Below are 15,686 nucleotides of genomic sequence, written 5' to 3'. Positions count from 1 at the left end.
GGGTCGCCTTTTTTATGTCCTGCGATACATGGCGGTCACCCTGCGGGCCGTCGCTGCGCGACGTTAAAAATGTCTCCCGGCCATTTTTTTATTACGTGGGGCTTTCACCCAGCCATCGACAAGCGATTGCGGCCGTCACGCTTGGATACGTAGAGCGCGCTGTCGGCGCGGCGTAGCAGGCTGTCCATGGATTCGCCCGGTAGCAGGGTGGCACAGCCGAGACTGACAGACAGTTCGATGGCGCGATTTTCGACTAGGTATTGGATGCCCAATACCGCGAGACGCAGACGTTCACCAACCATCGACGCAGCTTCGCGGCTAGTGTTAGAAAGCAGCACCACGAACTCTTCGCCGCCGTAGCGGTAGACCATGTCGACATTGCGCAGGCTATCTTTCAGTGCGCTGGCAACGGCTTTTAGTGCCTGGTCGCCAGTTATGTGGCCGTGCTCATCGTTAACGCGTTTGAAGTGATCGATATCCACCATTAGCACGGACAGTGGCTGCTGATTGCGTCGGGCGATGTCCACTTCGCGTTTGAGCGTCTGCTGCATGGCGATACGGTTGCCGGTTTCTGTCAGCGGGTCGCGCAGTGCACTTTGCACAGCTGTGCGGTAGAGCAAGGCGTTGCGCAGTGGGAACAGCAGGCTAGCAAGCAACGACTCAAGCTGGCCAAGCTCGTTTTCGCTAAAGCGCTGATTGCGGCGAAAAGTCAGTTCGCCCAAGTATTCGCCGTCATGGTTCAGGCGATAGCCCGCCGAGTGGTTAGCGCGCTCACCCAGGTCCAAACGCAAGTCGCAAGAAGCCAGGTGGTAGCTCATTGCGCAGAGTGGTACCAGGCGCTGCACTTCCGTGAAAAACAGCTCAAGAATGCGTTCGGCTTCCAGGCAGGTCTGCAGGCGCAGGTTCAGCTGTTGACGCAGTTGCGCCAGGCTGATTGGTTTCAAGGTTTTCTGCAGGCGTCCTGCGTAACCGAGGCGCTGCAGTTTGGCGGCGTCGAAATCAATAGTGTTGGACTGGTTGTGCGGGGCCATGAAGCTCTACCTCTAGCGCAGTACGCGGCGATAGCTTGGGTAGAGCGAATTTCATGCCAATCTTGGATGTGTTTATAAATTCCTTTTATTTCAATTAGTTATGCGTATTCCAGGTTGGATGCGGCAAGGTTTTGCCGGTTAACCGGCATGGTTGCTGGCAGTTTGATGCCAGTGGGGTGGATGCCGCCGGAAAACTGGCGGCATTCGTCAGGGTTTATTGCGCGTCAAATGCCTGGCCATTAACGCCTGCGCTATCCGGGCCCATCAGGTAGAGATACACCGGCATGATCTCCTCGGGCAGTGGGTTGGCGGCTGGGTTTTCTCCTGGATAGGCCTGCGCGCGCATGTCAGTTCGTGTTGCGCCTGGGTTGACGCTGTTGGCGCGCACGCTGGAGATGCCGTCGATTTCGTCAGCCAATACCTGCATCAAACCTTCGGTGGCGAACTTGGATACCGCATAGGCACCCCAGTAAGCGCGGCCCTTGCGGCCGACGCTGCTGGAGGTGAACACCACTGAGGCGTCCGCTGAGAGCTTCAGCAGCGGCAGCAGGGTGCTGGTGAGCATAAACATGGCGTTGACGTTGACCTGCATGACGCGCATGAAGTTGTCGCCGGACAGCTGCTCCAGTGGTGTGCGTGGGCCGATAATCGAGGCGTTGTGCAGCAGGCCGTCGACTTTGCCGAATTCGGCTTCGATCATTGCCGCCAGTTCGTCGTACTGATGCGGTAGGGCGGTTTCCAGGTTGAATGGGATTACCGCCGCTTGCGGGTGCCCGGCCGCTTCGATGGTGTCGTATACCCGGCTGAGGTTCTCCTCGGTTTTACCCAGCAGTAACACCGTTGCGCCGTGGGCGGCGAAGGTCTTGGCAGCGCTTGCGCCAATGCCACGACCGGCACCGGTCACCAGAATCACGCGGCCCTTGAGTAAGTCGGGGCGAACGGAATAGTCGAACATGGGTAAAGCCTCGTTTTTCAGGAACGACCGGATTTGCGTTGCGCCCGGTCTTGATTGATCAGTGTGCGGTGTTAGCAGCTACACAATGCACGGTCGAGCACTGTGCGCAGTTCCAGTGGATGGTCCACCACTACATCGGCACCCCAGTTGCGTGGATTGTCCTGTGGGTGGATGTAGCCGTAGGTGACGGCTGCGGTCTTGCAGCCTGCCGCACGGCCGGCTTCGATATCGCGTTCATCATCGCCAACAAACAGGGTGGCGGCGGGCTCTACACCCATCTTCGCGCAGGCCAGCAGGATCATTTCCGGGTCAGGTTTGCTGCGGCTTACGTGGTCCGGGCAGACCAGTACAGCCGAGCGCTGCGCCAGACCAAGTTGCTGCATGATCGGTTCGGCGTAGCACGCCGGTTTGTTGGTCGCCACGCCCCAGATCAGCTTGGCTTGTTCGATGTCATTGAGCAGTTCACTCATACCATCGAATGGCTGGGTAAATACCGCGCAGTGGCTCTGGTAGCGTTCGAGGAACTCCAGGCGCAATGCTTCGAAGCCTTCGGCTTCCGGGTCCATAGCGAAGTTGGCCGCAACCATGGCGCGCGCGCCGCCGGATACTTGATCGCGGATTAGTTTGTCGGCTATCGGCGGTAAGCCGCGCTCGGCACGCATGGCCTGGCTGATGGCGATAAAGTCCGGCGCGCTGTCGAGCAGGGTGCCGTCCATGTCGAATAAAACTGCTCGTAAGCGCATGCGCATCACTCCTCGCGCAGGGTCTGGATCATGTAGTTGACGTCCACATCAGCTTCCAGCTTGTAGCGTTTGCTCAGCGGGTTGTAGGTCAGGCCGATGATGTCTTTGACCTGCAGGCCGGCGTCGCGACTCCAAGCGCCTAGTTCGGAAGGGCGGATGAATTTTTTGAAATCATGGGTGCCGCGCGGCAACAAGCGCATCAGGTACTCGGCACCGATGATGGCGAACATATAAGCCTTAGGGTTGCGGTTGATGGTGGAGAAGAACACCTGGCCGCCAGGCTTGACCATGCGGTAGCAGGCGCGAATCACCGAGGCTGGGTCGGGTACGTGCTCAAGCATCTCCAGGCAGGTGACCACGTCGAACTGGCCGGGCATTTCATCGGCCAGGGCTTCGGCGGTGATCTGCCTGTATTCGACGTTCATGCCTGACTCTAGTTGATGGAGTCGGGCCACTGCCAGCGGTGCTTCGCCCATGTCGATGCCGGTGACGGTTGCGCCACGCTGAGCCATGGATTCGCTGAGAATGCCACCGCCGCAGCCGACATCTAATACCTTCTTGCCGGCCAGGCCGACGCGTTCGTCGATCCAGTTGACCCGCAGCGGGTTGATGTCATGCAGGGGTTTGAATTCGCTCTCGCGGTCCCACCAGCGATGGGCGAGGGCTTCAAATTTGGCGATTTCGGCGTGGTCGACGTTGCTCATATAAATCCCTGAGTCAGGCTGCGGCGAGGTGGTGGGCGCAAGATGCCCATGTTGCCAGTTTCGCCGGGTGGATTGGACGCCTGTTGGGCGATCAATATATGTCAGTTTGTCGCAGTGCTCGTATTTCCTGAGCTTGCGCTTATTTTGCAGCGATTTTCGCGCCCCACGCTTGGGCGTTGGCGATGATTCGTTGTTCATCCATGCGCGTCAGTTGGCCGGCGTCCAGTAGTTGCTTGCCGCCCACCCACAGGTGTTCGACGCAGGCGCGTCCGCCGGCATAGAGCAGTTGCGATACCGGGTCATAGACCGGTTGCTGGGCCAGGCCGGAAAGGTTGAATGCCGCTATGTCGGCCGCTTTACCCAGTTCCAGTGAGCCGATCTGGCTATCCAGGCCGAGGGCGCGGGCACCGTTAAGGGTGGCCATACGTAGCGCGCGATGGGCGTCCAGGGCGGTGGCGGAACCTGCAACCGCTTTGGCCAGCAGCGCGGCTGTGCGGGTTTCGCCGAGCAGGTCGAGGTCGTTGTTGCTGGCTGCGCCGTCGGTGCCGATGGCGACGTTGACGCCGGCTTGCCAGAGCTTTTCCACTGGGCAGAAGCCGCTGGCCAGCTTGAGGTTGGATTCTGGGCAATGGATCACGTGGCTGTTGCTTGCCACCAGCAGGGCCACATCCTCATCGTCGATCTGGGTCATGTGCACGGCTTGGAAGCGCGGGCCGAGCAGGTCGAGGCGTGCCAGGCGTGCCAATGGGCGTTCGCCGCGTTGCTCAAGGCTCTGCTGCACCTCGAAGGCGGTTTCGTGCACGTGCATGTGGATGCCGGCGTCCAACTCCTCGGCGAGCATACGGATGTTTTCCAGCTTGTCGTCGCTCACGGTGTAAGGCGCGTGGGGGCCGAAGGCAATTTTCAGACGCGGGTGATGCTTGAGGTCGTCGAATAGGCTCAGGCCTTTGCGTAGCGCCTCGTTAGCGTCGCGTGCGCCGGGAATCGGGAAATCCAGCACGGGAATGGTGATCTGTGCGCGGATGCCGCTGCTATGCACCAGTTGGCTGGCGGTTTCCGGGAAGAAGTACATGTCAGAAAAGCAGCTGATGCCGCCCTTGAGCTGTTCGGCGATGGCCAGTTCGGTGCCGTCCTGGACAAATTGTTCGTTGACCCATTTGGCCTCGGCCGGCCAGATGTGCTGCTCCAGCCAGGTCATCAATGGCAGGTCATCGGCAAGGCCGCGGAACAGCGTCATGGCGGCATGCCCGTGGGCGTTGATCAGGCCGGGCGTGAGCAGTCGCCCTGGCAGCTCAATAACCTGCAGGGCGCTGTGGGTAAGGGCTTCGGCCCGTGGTGCGATCAAGGCGATGCGCCCATCACGGATGCCCAGGCCATGTTCCAGTAGCACTACGCCAGCGGGTTCGACCGGGACCAGCCAAGTGGGCAGGAGCAGAAGGTCGAGCGGTGCTTGGGGCATAAGAGCGGCTTCCGGCGATCATTAAAGTCGCGAGTTTATAGGGGAACGCCCTAGGCTTGAAGCACGCGCACCTGATCTGGCGTGATAGGCAGGGCGCTGTGCGTATAATGGTCGGCTTTTTCCGACGGAGGTGTGAGATGCGCGAGCAATTGCTAGCGGCAGAGACGGTCAAGGCCATCGAGTGGCGTGACGGCGCTCTGCACCTGCTCGATCAGCGCGCGCTGCCTTTCGAGAAAACCTGGCTTAGCTATCACTCGGCAGCGGATGTGGCAGAGGCAATCCGCAGCATGGTGGTGCGCGGCGCGCCGGCCATCGGTATTAGCGCGGCCTATGCGGTTGTCCTGGCCTTGCGCGCGCGGCTGCAAGCTGGCGGCGATTGGCGTGCGGTGCTGCAAGAGGATTTCGACCTGCTGGCCGCCTCGCGGCCGACGGCGGTTAATCTGTTTTGGGCGCTCGGTCGCATGCGTGAGCGGCTGGATCGGCTCAAAGCGGGTGATGATGCGCTGGCACTGCTTGAGGCCGAAGCCATCGGCATTCACCAGAGTGATCGCGAGGCCAACCTGACCATGGCCCAGTTGGGCCTTGAGCTGATTCGTAAGCATCAGGCTAATCAGCAAAACTTGCTGACCCATTGCAATGCTGGTGCCCTGGCCACGGGGGGCTTTGGCACGGCGCTCGGGGTGATTCGCGCGGCCTTTCACGACGGCTTGCTTGAGCGTGTGTATGCCGATGAAACCCGGCCTTGGCTGCAGGGCTCGCGTCTGACTGCTTGGGAATTGGCGGAAGATGGCATCCCGGTCACGGTCAATGTTGACTCAGCCGCTGCGCACGTGATGAAAACCCGTGGCATCACCTGGGTCATCGTTGGCGCTGATCGCATTGCGGCGAATGGTGACGTAGCCAACAAAATCGGCACTTACCAGTTGGCGGTAAATGCCATGCACCATGGCGTGCGTTTTATGGTGGTGGCGCCGAGTTCGACCATCGATATGACCATGGAGCACGGCGATGACATCGTGCTTGAAGAGCGCGATGCCGCAGAGTTGCTGGAGCTGGGTGGTAAGCGTATTGCCGGTGGCATCAACGCGCTCAATCCGGTGTTCGACGTGACGCCTGCAGACCTGATCGACTTCTTGGTCACTGAAAAGGGTGTGGTCGACCGGCCGGATACAGAAAAAATGGCGCAATTGATGTGTCGCAAGCGCCTGCATTGAGGTTTTCTCCAGTCATGTGCACCTAGTCGGTCCGCTGCCGCTGGGGATAGGTGCGCGGCAGTGATTGTGGTAAGCTCCGGCGGTTTTCGAGGGTGCCCATTGCGGGCCTCTTACCTGCGCAGATACATGGCATAACTTATTGATTTGTCGTGAGTCGCTGTAAGCCGCAAAGCACGGCGACAGGCTCCCCACCACTCAGGACGAGCGGCGCGGAGTTTCACCAGAAAAAGGAACAAGGCTACTCATGGGCGAACTGGCCAAAGAAATCCTCCCGGTCAATATTGAAGACGAACTCAAGCAGTCCTACCTCGACTACGCAATGAGCGTAATTGTCGGGCGCGCACTGCCGGATGCACGCGATGGCTTGAAGCCCGTGCACCGCCGTGTGCTGTTTGCCATGAGTGAGTTGGGCAACGACTGGAACAAGGCATACAAGAAGTCTGCCCGTGTGGTCGGTGACGTAATCGGTAAATATCACCCGCATGGTGATACCGCGGTTTACGACACCATCGTGCGGATGGCGCAGCCATTCTCCCTGCGTTATCTGCTGGTTGATGGCCAGGGTAACTTCGGCTCGGTGGACGGTGATAACGCGGCCGCCATGCGTTACACCGAAGTACGCATGACCAAGCTGGCGCATGAGCTGCTGGCTGACCTGCACAAAGAAACCGTGGACTGGGTGCCGAACTACGACGGCACCGAAATGATCCCAGCGGTCATGCCGACCAAGGTTCCCAACCTGTTGGTCAACGGCTCCAGCGGTATCGCTGTGGGCATGGCTACTAACATCCCGCCGCACAACCTCACTGAAGTGATCAATGGTTGCCTGGCGCTGATCGACAACGGCGAGCTGACTGTCGATGAGTTGATGCAGTACATCCCCGGTCCGGACTTCCCGACTGCGGCGATCATCAACGGTCGCGCCGGCATCATCGAGGCTTACCGCACCGGTCGTGGCCGCATCTACATGCGTGCCCGCGCGATTATCGAAGACATCGACAAGGTCGGTGGTCGTCAGCAGATCATCGTCAGCGAGCTGCCGTACCAACTGAACAAAGCACGTCTGATCGAGAAGATCGCCGAGCTGGTTAAAGAGAAAAAACTCGAAGGTATTACCGAGCTGCGCGACGAGTCCGACAAGGACGGTATGCGCATCGTTATCGAGTTGCGTCGTGGTGAAGTGCCAGAAGTGGTGCTGAACAACCTCTACGCGCAAACCCAGATGCAGTGCGTGTTCGGCATCAACGTGGTGGCGCTGATCGACGGTCAGCCGAAGGTCCTGAATCTCAAGGACATGCTCGAAGCCTTTATTCTGCACCGCCGTGAAGTGGTTACCCGGCGCACCGTGTTCGAGCTGCGCAAAGCGCGTGAGCGCGGGCATATTCTTGAAGGTCAGGCCGTTGCGCTGTCCAACATCGACCCGGTAATTGCCTTGATCAAGGCGTCGCCGACCCCGGCTGAAGCTAAAATCGCGCTGATTGCCAATGCCTGGGAATCCAGCGCAGTTGAGGCGATGGTTGAGCGTGCCGGGGCTGACTCCTGCCGTCCGGATGATCTCGATCCGCAGTACGGTTTGCGTGAAGGCAAGTACTACCTGTCGCCGGAGCAGGCTCAGGCCATCCTTGAGTTGCGTCTGCACCGTTTGACCGGGCTTGAGCATGAAAAGCTGCTGGCCGAATACCAAGAAATTCTTACCCAGATCGGTGAGCTGATCCGCATCCTCACCAGCGCCGTGCGCCTGATGGAAGTGATCCGTGAAGAGCTGGAAGCGATTAAGGCCGAGTTTGGTGATGCCCGTCGTACCGAAATTCTCGACAACCGACTGGACCTGACCCTTGCTGACTTGATTACTGAAGAGGAGCGGGTGGTCACCATCTCTCACACCGGTTATGCCAAGTCGCAACCACTGACCGCCTACCAAGCCCAGCGTCGTGGCGGTAAAGGCAAGTCGGCTACTGGGATCAAGGATGAGGACTACATCGCCCACCTGTTGGTCGCCAACAGCCACGCCACCCTGTTGCTGTTCTCCAGCAAGGGCAAGGTGTACTGGCTGAAGACTTACGAAATTCCGGAAGCCTCCCGTGCTGCCCGTGGTCGTCCGCTGGTTAACCTGTTGCCGTTGGGTGAGGGTGAGCACATCACCGCCATGCTGCAGATTGATCTGGAGGCTCTGCGTCAGCAGGCTCCTGAAGGTGACGAGCCGGACGATATCGAAGGCGTGCTGGTTGAGGCTGAAGAGGTTGAAGAGTTGGTCGAAGGCGATGATGCCGACGACGAAACTCCGGACGAACCGACCGGTGCTTACATCTTTATGGCCACGGCCAAAGGTACTGTGAAGAAGACTCCGCTGGTGCAGTTCAGTCGTCCGCGTAGCTCGGGCCTGATCGCCCTCAAACTGGATGAAGATGACACTCTGATCGCCGCCGCCGTTACCGACGGTGCGCGCGAAGTGATGATGTTCTCCGATGGCGGTAAGGTGATTCGTTTCAAAGAAAGCAAAGTACGCACCATGGGCCGTACCGCTCGCGGTGTGCGCGGTATGCGTCTACCGGAAGGCCAGGAGATTATCTCCATGCTGATTCCGGAAGCCGATGCGCAGATTCTCACTGCCTCCGAGCGTGGTTACGGTAAACGTACCGCCATGGAAGAGTTCCCGCGTCGTGGTCGTGGCGGCCAGGGCGTGATCGCCATGGTCAGCAACGAGCGTAACGGCAAGCTGGTCGGCGCTGTGCAGGTGCTTGAGGGCGAGGAAATCATGCTGATTTCCGATCAGGGCACCCTGGTACGTACCCGTGTCAGCGAAGTTTCCAGCCTTGGTCGTAACACCCAGGGTGTAACACTGATCAAGCTGGCCAAGGATGAAACCCTGGTTGGCCTTGAGCGTGTGCAGGAGCCTTCGGTTGAAGATGAGGTCGAGTTGCTGGAAGGTGAAGAAGGTTTTGTCGAGGTCAGTGAGGATGCAGTTGATGCAGCCGAAACGAGCGAAGACGAAAGCCCAATCAGCGAAGAGTGATCTGCCGGGGTGGGTACGCTCACCCCTGATTGCGTAACAGGCTGGAAGGATTTGGCGGTTGCTGGCACGCACCAGCCCGCCCACTATTTTGAGCGAGAGTGGATGTGAGCAAGCGAGCCTTTAACTTCTGCGCCGGCCCTGCCGCGCTTCCTGAAGCTGTTCTGCAGCGCGCCCAAGCGGAGCTCCTTGATTGGCAGGGCAAAGGCCTGTCAGTCATGGAGATGAGCCACCGCAGTGAGGAATACACAGCCATTGCGGAAAAGGCCGAGCAGGATCTGCGCGACCTCATGGCTATTCCATCCGACTACAAGGTGCTGTTCCTGCAGGGCGGTGCCAGCCAGCAGTTCGCGGAAATCCCTCTCAATCTGCTACCAGAAGACGGTGTTGCCGATTACATCGATACCGGCATCTGGTCGAAGAAAAGCATCGAAGAAGCCAGCCGCTACGGCAACATCAATGTCGCTGCCAGCGCCAAGGTGTATGACTATTTCGCCATTCCAGGGCAGAACGAATGGCAATTGTCGAAAGACGCCGCCTACCTGCACTACGCCAGCAACGAAACCATCGGTGGTTTGCAGTTCGACTGGATTCCTGAGGTTGGCGACGTCCCGTTGGTTGCCGACATGTCTTCCGACATTCTCTCGCGTCCGATTGATGTGTCGAAGTTCGGCCTGATCTACGCCGGCGCGCAGAAGAACATCGGTCCCAGCGGCCTAGTAGTGACCATTGTGCGTGAAGACCTGCTGGGCCGTGCCCGTAGCGTCTGCCCAACCATGCTCAACTACAAAATCGCCGCCGACAACGGCTCGATGTACAACACCCCGGCAACCTTCTCCTGGTACCTGTCCGGCTTGGTGTTTGAGTGGCTGAAAGAGCAGGGCGGGGTTGCTGCCATGGAGCGGATTAATCGCGCTAAGAAAAACCTGCTGTACAAGGCCATCGATACCAGCGATTTCTATAGCAATCCGATTGCGGTAAATGCCCGCTCCTGGATGAACGTGCCGTTCCGTCTGGCCGATGAGAAGCTGGATAAGCCGTTTCTTGCCGGTGCTGATGCGCGCGGCCTGCTCAATTTGAAAGGGCACCGTTCGGTCGGCGGTATGCGTGCTTCTATCTATAACGCCGTGGGCCTGGACGCTGTCGAAGCGCTGGTGGCCTACATGGCCGAGTTCGAGAAGGAGCACGGCTGATGGCAGATGCAATCTCCGAGCAGGAATTACAGGCACTGCGTGTGCGCATCGATAACCTCGATGAGAAAATTCTTGAGCTGATCAGTGATCGTGCGAGCTGCGCCGAAGAAGTCGCGCGGGTCAAGATGAAGGCCCTGCCGGAAGGCGAGAAGCCGGTTTTCTATCGCCCCGAACGCGAAGCTCAGGTGCTCAAACGCATCATGGAGCGCAATCCGGGGCCGTTAGGTAATGAGGAAATGGCGCGGTTATTCCGCGAAATCATGTCTTCCTGCCTGGCGCTGGAAAACCCGCTCAAGGTTGCTTACCTCGGCCCAGAAGGCACCTTCTCCCAAGCAGCAGCGATGAAGCATTTCGGCCATGCGGTGATCAGCGTGCCGATGGCCGCCATCGATGAAGTGTTCCGTGAAGTGGCGGCTGGTGCCGTTAACTTTGGCGTGGTGCCAGTGGAAAACTCCACCGAGGGTGCGATCAATCACACGCTCGACAGTTTCCTTGAGCACGATATGGTTATTTGCGGCGAAGTTGAGCTGCGCATTCACCATCACCTGCTGGTCGGCGAAACCACCCAAGCCGACAAGATCACCCGCATTTATTCCCATGCTCAGTCCCTGGCGCAGTGCCGCAAGTGGCTGGATGCGCATTACCCCAATGTTGAGCGTGTAGCGGTATCGAGCAACGCCGATGCGGCCAAACGGGTAAAAAGCGAGTGGAACAGTGCGGCCATTGCCGGCGATATGGCGGCCAGCCTGTATGGCCTGAGCAAGCTGGCAGAGAAGATTGAGGACCGCCCGGACAACTCCACGCGCTTCCTGATCATCGGTAGCCAGGAAGTACCGCCCACTGGCGACGACAAGACCTCGGTCATCATCTCGATGCGCAACAAGCCGGGTGCTTTGCATGAGCTGTTGGTGCCGTTCCACAACAGTGGTATTGACCTGACACGCATCGAAACCCGCCCATCGCGCAGCGGTAAGTGGACCTATGTGTTTTTTATCGATTTCGTAGGTCATCACCGTGATCCGCTGGTCAAGGGTGTGCTGGAAAAAATCAATCAGGAAGCTGTGGCGCTGAAAGTGCTGGGCTCCTACCCCAAAGCGGTACTTTAAAACTGCTGCGGCATGCCTCAGGTCTCAAGCTAAACGCGCATCGACGCCGGGCTGTACCTGGGGCTTGCGGCTTTAAGCGTGAGGCCTTGCTATGACCGATTTCCTCGCCCTGGCCCAGCCAGGTGTACAGCAGCTGTCGCCCTATGTGCCGGGTAAGCCGGTTGATGAACTGGCGCGTGAGCTCGATCTAGATCCAGCCAGCATCGTCAAACTGGCGAGCAACGAAAACCCGCTTGGCCCTAGCCCCAAAGTATTGGCGGCGATTCGTGAAGAATTGGCCGAGCTGACCCGCTACCCCGATGGCAATGGCTTCGAGCTGAAAAGCCGCCTGGCTAAGCGTTGTGCTGTACAGCTGAATCAGGTCACCCTGGGTAATGGCTCTAACGACATTCTTGACCTGGTCGCCCGCGCTTACTTAGCGCCGGGGCTTAATGCGGTGTTCAGTCAGTACGCCTTTGCCGTCTACCCGATTGCCACTCAGGCGGTGGGTGCACAGGGCAAAGTGGTGCCGGCGCAAGCGTTTGGCCACGATCTGGAGGCCATGCTTGCGGCTATCGACGCCAATACGCGCGTCGTGTTTATCGCCAACCCAAACAACCCGACGGGCACTTGGTTCGGCCCTGACGCCCTAGAGCATTTCTTGGCTCGCGTGCCAAGCAATGTGCTGGTAGTGCTCGATGAGGCCTATATCGAATACGCCGAAGGTGATGAGCTGCCCGACGGCCTCAAGTACCTGGCGCGTTATGACAACCTGCTGGTTTCGCGTACGTTCTCCAAAGCCTATGGTTTAGCCTCGCTGCGTGTGGGGTATGCGATCAGCTCGGCGCAGATTGCCGATGTGCTCAACCGCGTGCGCCAGCCGTTTAACGTGAATAGTTTGGCCCTGGCGGCTGCCTGTGCGGCGTTGGACGATGCGGATTACCTGCTGCAAGGCCGTCAGCTAAACGATGCCGGCATGCTGCAGTTGGAAGCCGGTTTGCGTGAGCTGGGCTTGAGCTGGATTCCCTCGAAAGGCAATTTTATTGCAGTGGACTTTGGTCGTGACACAGCTGCGATCAATCAGGCGCTGCTCCAAGCTGGGGTTATCGTTAGGCCGGTGGCTGGTTACGGCATGCCGAACTTCCTGCGTGTTTCAATTGGCTTGCCTGCTGAAAATGCTCGCTTTCTTGAGGCTCTGGCCGGGGCGTTAAGCGTGTGAGCGAGGCCAAGTCTGCTGTCACTCTGGTGCAATCTGCGCCCCCTAAGCTCGGTCGCCTGGTGGTTATTGGCCTGGGGTTGATCGGTGGTTCCTTTGCCAAGGGGATGCGTGAGAGTGGTTTGTTCCGTGAGGTGATAGGCCTCGATCTGGACCCTGAATCACGTCGTCTGGCGGTTGAACTTGGCGTTGTTGATCGCTGTGAGGTCGATCTGCGCGCTGCCTGTCAGGGGGCTGAAGTCATCCAGTTGGCAGTGCCTATTCTCGCCATGGAAAAGTTGCTTGCCGAGCTGGCCAAGCTTGATCTGGGAGCGTCGGTGCTCACCGATGTCGGCAGCGCCAAGGGTAATGTGGTGCGTGCGGCGCGTCAGGCTTTTAGCGGCAAGGTGGTGCGCTTTGTGCCGGGGCATCCGATTGCCGGCTCCGAACAGAGCGGAGTGGAAGCGGCCAATGCACAGCTATTCCGTCGACATAAGGTGATTCTTACGCCGTGTGAGCAGAGTGATGCGCCGGCGCTGGAGATGATTGACGCGTTGTGGCATGAGCTGGGCGCGGATGTTGAGCACATGGAGGTCGAACACCACGATCAGGTGCTCGCCGCGACCAGCCATTTGCCGCATTTGCTGGCATTTACCCTGGTTGATTCGCTGGCCAAACGCAGTGAGAACCTGGAGATATTTCGTTACGCCGCCGGTGGTTTTCGTGATTTCACACGAATTGCTGGCAGTGATCCAGTTATGTGGCACGACATCTTCCTTGCCAATCGTGAGGCGGTGTTGAGCACGTTAGACGTATTTCGCGACGACCTCGACGCCTTGCGCGACGCGGTCGACGCAGGGGACGGGCATCAACTGCTGGGCGTATTTACCCGCGCCCGGGTGGCCCGTGAGCATTTCGGCAAAATTCTCGCCCGCAGGGCCTATGTGGACGCTATGCACTCGAATGATCTGATTTTCCTGGCAAGCCCAGGCGGCAAACTCTCAGGGCGTATTCGCGTTCCGGGTGACAAATCCATCTCTCACCGTTCGATCATGCTCGGCTCGCTGGCTGAAGGTACAACCCAGGTTGAAGGTTTCCTGGAAGGTGAGGACGCGCTGGCGACCATTCAAGCGTTCCGCGATATGGGCGTGGTTATCGAAGGCCCGCACCATGGGCGGGTTACCGTGCACGGGGTTGGTCTGCATGGTCTGAAGGCTCCAGTCGGCCCGCTATATATGGGCAATTCCGGCACCTCCATGCGCCTGTTGTCCGGCCTGTTGGCGGCGCAGTCTTTCGATACGACCCTGACCGGTGATGCCTCGCTGTCCAAGCGCCCGATGAATCGCGTAGCCAAGCCACTGCGGGAAATGGGGGCGGTGATCGAAACCGGGCCTGAAGGCCGTCCGCCGTTGAATATCAAGGGTGGTCAGCGCCTGACCGGTATGAACTATGAGATGCCCATGGCCAGCGCCCAGGTTAAATCCTGTTTGTTGTTGGCCGGGCTTTACGCCGCAGGCACAACCTCGGTGACCGAGCCAGCGCCGACCCGTGACCACACCGAGCGTATGCTGCGCGGCTTTGGCTATCCCGTTACGGTGGATGGCAGCACGGCGAGTGTTGAATCCGGCCACAAGCTGACGGCAAGTTCTATCGAAGTCCCAGCGGATATTTCTTCCGCCGCGTTCTTTTTGGTAGCCGGCAGCATTGCCGAAGATTCCGAGTTGCTGCTGGAGCATGTCGGAATTAACCCGACCCGTACGGGTGTGATCGATATCCTCAAACTGATGGGCGGCGACATCACCCTGGAAAACCAGCGTGAAGTGGGCGGCGAGCCGGTGGCCGATATCCGCGTGCGCAGCGCCAAACTTAAAGGCATCAACATCCCCGAAGACCTCGTGCCGTTGGCCATTGACGAATTCCCGGTGTTGTTCGTTGCCGCCTCTGTCGCTGAAGGGCGTACTGTGCTGCGTGGCGCCGAAGAGCTGCGGGTCAAGGAGTCGGATCGTATCCAAGTGATGGCAGATGGCTTGATCGCCCTCGGCGTCAAGGTCGAGCCAACCCCGGATGGCATCATTATCGAAGGTGGCAGCATCGGTGGTGGTGAAGTCTGGGCGCACGGTGATCACCGTATTGCTATGTCTTTCAGCATTGCTTCGCTGCGCGCCACTGCGCCAATACGCATTCATGATTGCGCCAACGTAGCCACCTCGTTCCCCAACTTCCTCGCGTTGTCGGCTCAGGTGGGTATTCGCGTGGTCGAGGAGGGCAAAGCATGATCGTCGCACCGGTTATTACCATCGATGGGCCTAGCGGCTCGGGTAAGGGCACTATTGCCGGCCTGCTGGCAAAGCAGCTGGGCTGGAATCTGCTGGATTCAGGTGCGCTGTACCGTCTGCTGGCGTTTGCGGCGGGTAATCACGGTGTCGACCTAACCAATGAAGAAGCGATGAAGCTGCTCGCCGCTCATCTGGATGTGCAGTTTATTGCCGCCGGTAACGGCCATGGCCAGCGCATCATTCTTGAGGGTGAAGAGGTCACTGACCTGATCCGCAACGAGCAGGTTGGTGCCGGTGCTTCGCAGGTTGCCTCACTGTCTGCAGTGCGTGATGCGCTGCTGCAGCGACAGCAAGCGTTTCAAGAAATGCCAGGGCTGGTGGCCGATGGCCGCGACATGGGAACAGTGGTATTTCCCGATGCACCGCTGAAGATTTTCCTCACCGCGAGTGCCGAGGAGCGTGCTCGCCGTCGTTACTTGCAGTTGAAGGCCAAGGGCAATGATGTTAACCTCGCGAGTCTTCTTGACGAGATTCAGGCGCGTGATGAACGCGATACCCAGCGTGCAGTCGCTCCGCTCAAGCCGGCAGCCGATGCAATTCAGCTGGATTCCACTGAGCTCTCGATCGAACAAGTGCTTGAACGAATTCTCAGTGAAGTCGCCAATCGCGACCTCGCTGGATGATCAGAGCTACAGCTGCTTTAAGCTGACCAGCTCGCCAAGGAAGCTTTCGGGAACCCAGTCCTCGACCCGATTGTTTCTTTTTATATAAACGTACCCACATTGTCTGGAGTGTGGTTTGGGCGGATTCCCCGCCCTGAA

12 protein-coding genes are annotated in these 15,686 nt (G+C 58.8%); 7 read left to right on the top strand and 5 right to left on the bottom strand.

Annotated elements, in window-relative coordinates; all coding sequences use genetic code 11:
• Window positions 1–104: 104 nt before the first annotated feature.
• From VCA57_RS08770 to VCA57_RS08750, 5 genes are all read right to left on the bottom strand, one after another.
• On the bottom strand, window positions 105–1,031 hold the full coding sequence (locus tag VCA57_RS08770) for a GGDEF domain-containing protein (protein WP_411184597.1): 927 nt from the start codon (window positions 1,029–1,031) through the stop codon (window positions 105–107).
• A gap of 214 nt (window positions 1,032–1,245) precedes the next feature.
• Window positions 1,246–1,986 carry a YciK family oxidoreductase gene (locus tag VCA57_RS08765; RefSeq protein WP_411184595.1) on the bottom strand — a complete coding sequence of 247 codons (741 nt, stop codon included), beginning with the start codon at window positions 1,984–1,986 and terminating at the stop codon, window positions 1,246–1,248.
• A 71-nt stretch (window positions 1,987–2,057) separates the two neighbouring features.
• Window positions 2,058–2,729, bottom strand: coding sequence for an N-acetylmuramic acid 6-phosphate phosphatase MupP (gene mupP / locus VCA57_RS08760; protein WP_411184593.1), 672 nt, complete (start codon window positions 2,727–2,729; stop codon window positions 2,058–2,060).
• Window positions 2,730–2,734: 5 nt separating this feature from the next.
• Window positions 2,735–3,433: a bifunctional 2-polyprenyl-6-hydroxyphenol methylase/3-demethylubiquinol 3-O-methyltransferase UbiG gene (ubiG, locus tag VCA57_RS08755; RefSeq protein ID WP_411184592.1), complete on the bottom strand. Its 699-nt coding sequence runs from the start codon at window positions 3,431–3,433 to the stop codon at window positions 2,735–2,737.
• A 139-nt stretch (window positions 3,434–3,572) separates the two neighbouring features.
• Window positions 3,573–4,892, bottom strand: a complete 1,320-nt coding sequence (locus tag VCA57_RS08750) for a TRZ/ATZ family hydrolase (protein WP_411184591.1) — start codon at window positions 4,890–4,892, stop codon at window positions 3,573–3,575.
• Between the two features lie 137 nt (window positions 4,893–5,029).
• On the opposite strand from VCA57_RS08750, the gene mtnA reads away from it, so the two are divergent.
• The 7 genes from mtnA (at window position 5,030) to cmk (ending at window position 15,548) form a co-directional block, all read left to right on the top strand.
• The gene (gene mtnA / locus VCA57_RS08745) at window positions 5,030–6,106 is read left to right on the top strand and encodes an S-methyl-5-thioribose-1-phosphate isomerase (RefSeq protein ID WP_411184589.1); all 1,077 of its coding nucleotides are present in this window, start codon (window positions 5,030–5,032) and stop codon (window positions 6,104–6,106) included.
• Window positions 6,107–6,350: 244 nt separating this feature from the next.
• Complete coding sequence (gyrA, locus tag VCA57_RS08740; protein ID WP_411184588.1) at window positions 6,351–9,119, top strand: DNA gyrase subunit A; 2,769 nt, start codon at window positions 6,351–6,353, stop codon at window positions 9,117–9,119.
• Window positions 9,120–9,223: 104 nt separating this feature from the next.
• Window positions 9,224–10,309, top strand: coding sequence for a 3-phosphoserine/phosphohydroxythreonine transaminase (gene serC, locus VCA57_RS08735; RefSeq protein WP_411184587.1), 1,086 nt, complete (start codon window positions 9,224–9,226; stop codon window positions 10,307–10,309).
• Complete coding sequence (gene pheA, locus VCA57_RS08730) at window positions 10,309–11,415, top strand: prephenate dehydratase (protein WP_411184585.1); 1,107 nt, start codon at window positions 10,309–10,311, stop codon at window positions 11,413–11,415. The genes serC and pheA overlap by 1 nt, the downstream gene beginning before the upstream one ends.
• A 91-nt stretch (window positions 11,416–11,506) precedes the next feature.
• Entirely contained in the window at window positions 11,507–12,613 is a 1,107-nt protein-coding gene (hisC, locus tag VCA57_RS08725; RefSeq protein ID WP_411184583.1) for a histidinol-phosphate transaminase, read from the top strand.
• Window positions 12,610–14,865, top strand: a complete 2,256-nt coding sequence (locus VCA57_RS08720) for a bifunctional prephenate dehydrogenase/3-phosphoshikimate 1-carboxyvinyltransferase (protein ID WP_411184582.1) — start codon at window positions 12,610–12,612, stop codon at window positions 14,863–14,865. The genes hisC and VCA57_RS08720 overlap by 4 nt, the downstream gene beginning before the upstream one ends.
• A complete protein-coding gene (cmk, locus tag VCA57_RS08715) occupies window positions 14,862–15,548 on the top strand; it encodes a (d)CMP kinase (protein ID WP_411184580.1) in 687 nt (228 codons plus the stop codon). The genes VCA57_RS08720 and cmk overlap by 4 nt, the downstream gene beginning before the upstream one ends.
• Window positions 15,549–15,686 lie beyond the last annotated feature (138 nt).

Origin of the sequence: Pseudomonas sp., assembly GCF_046581935.1 — a bacterium.
Classification (GTDB): Bacteria; Pseudomonadota; Gammaproteobacteria; order Pseudomonadales; family Pseudomonadaceae; genus Aquipseudomonas.
Note: the sequence above shows the minus strand (reverse complement) of the source record. Positions and strands in the feature narration are given on the sequence as shown.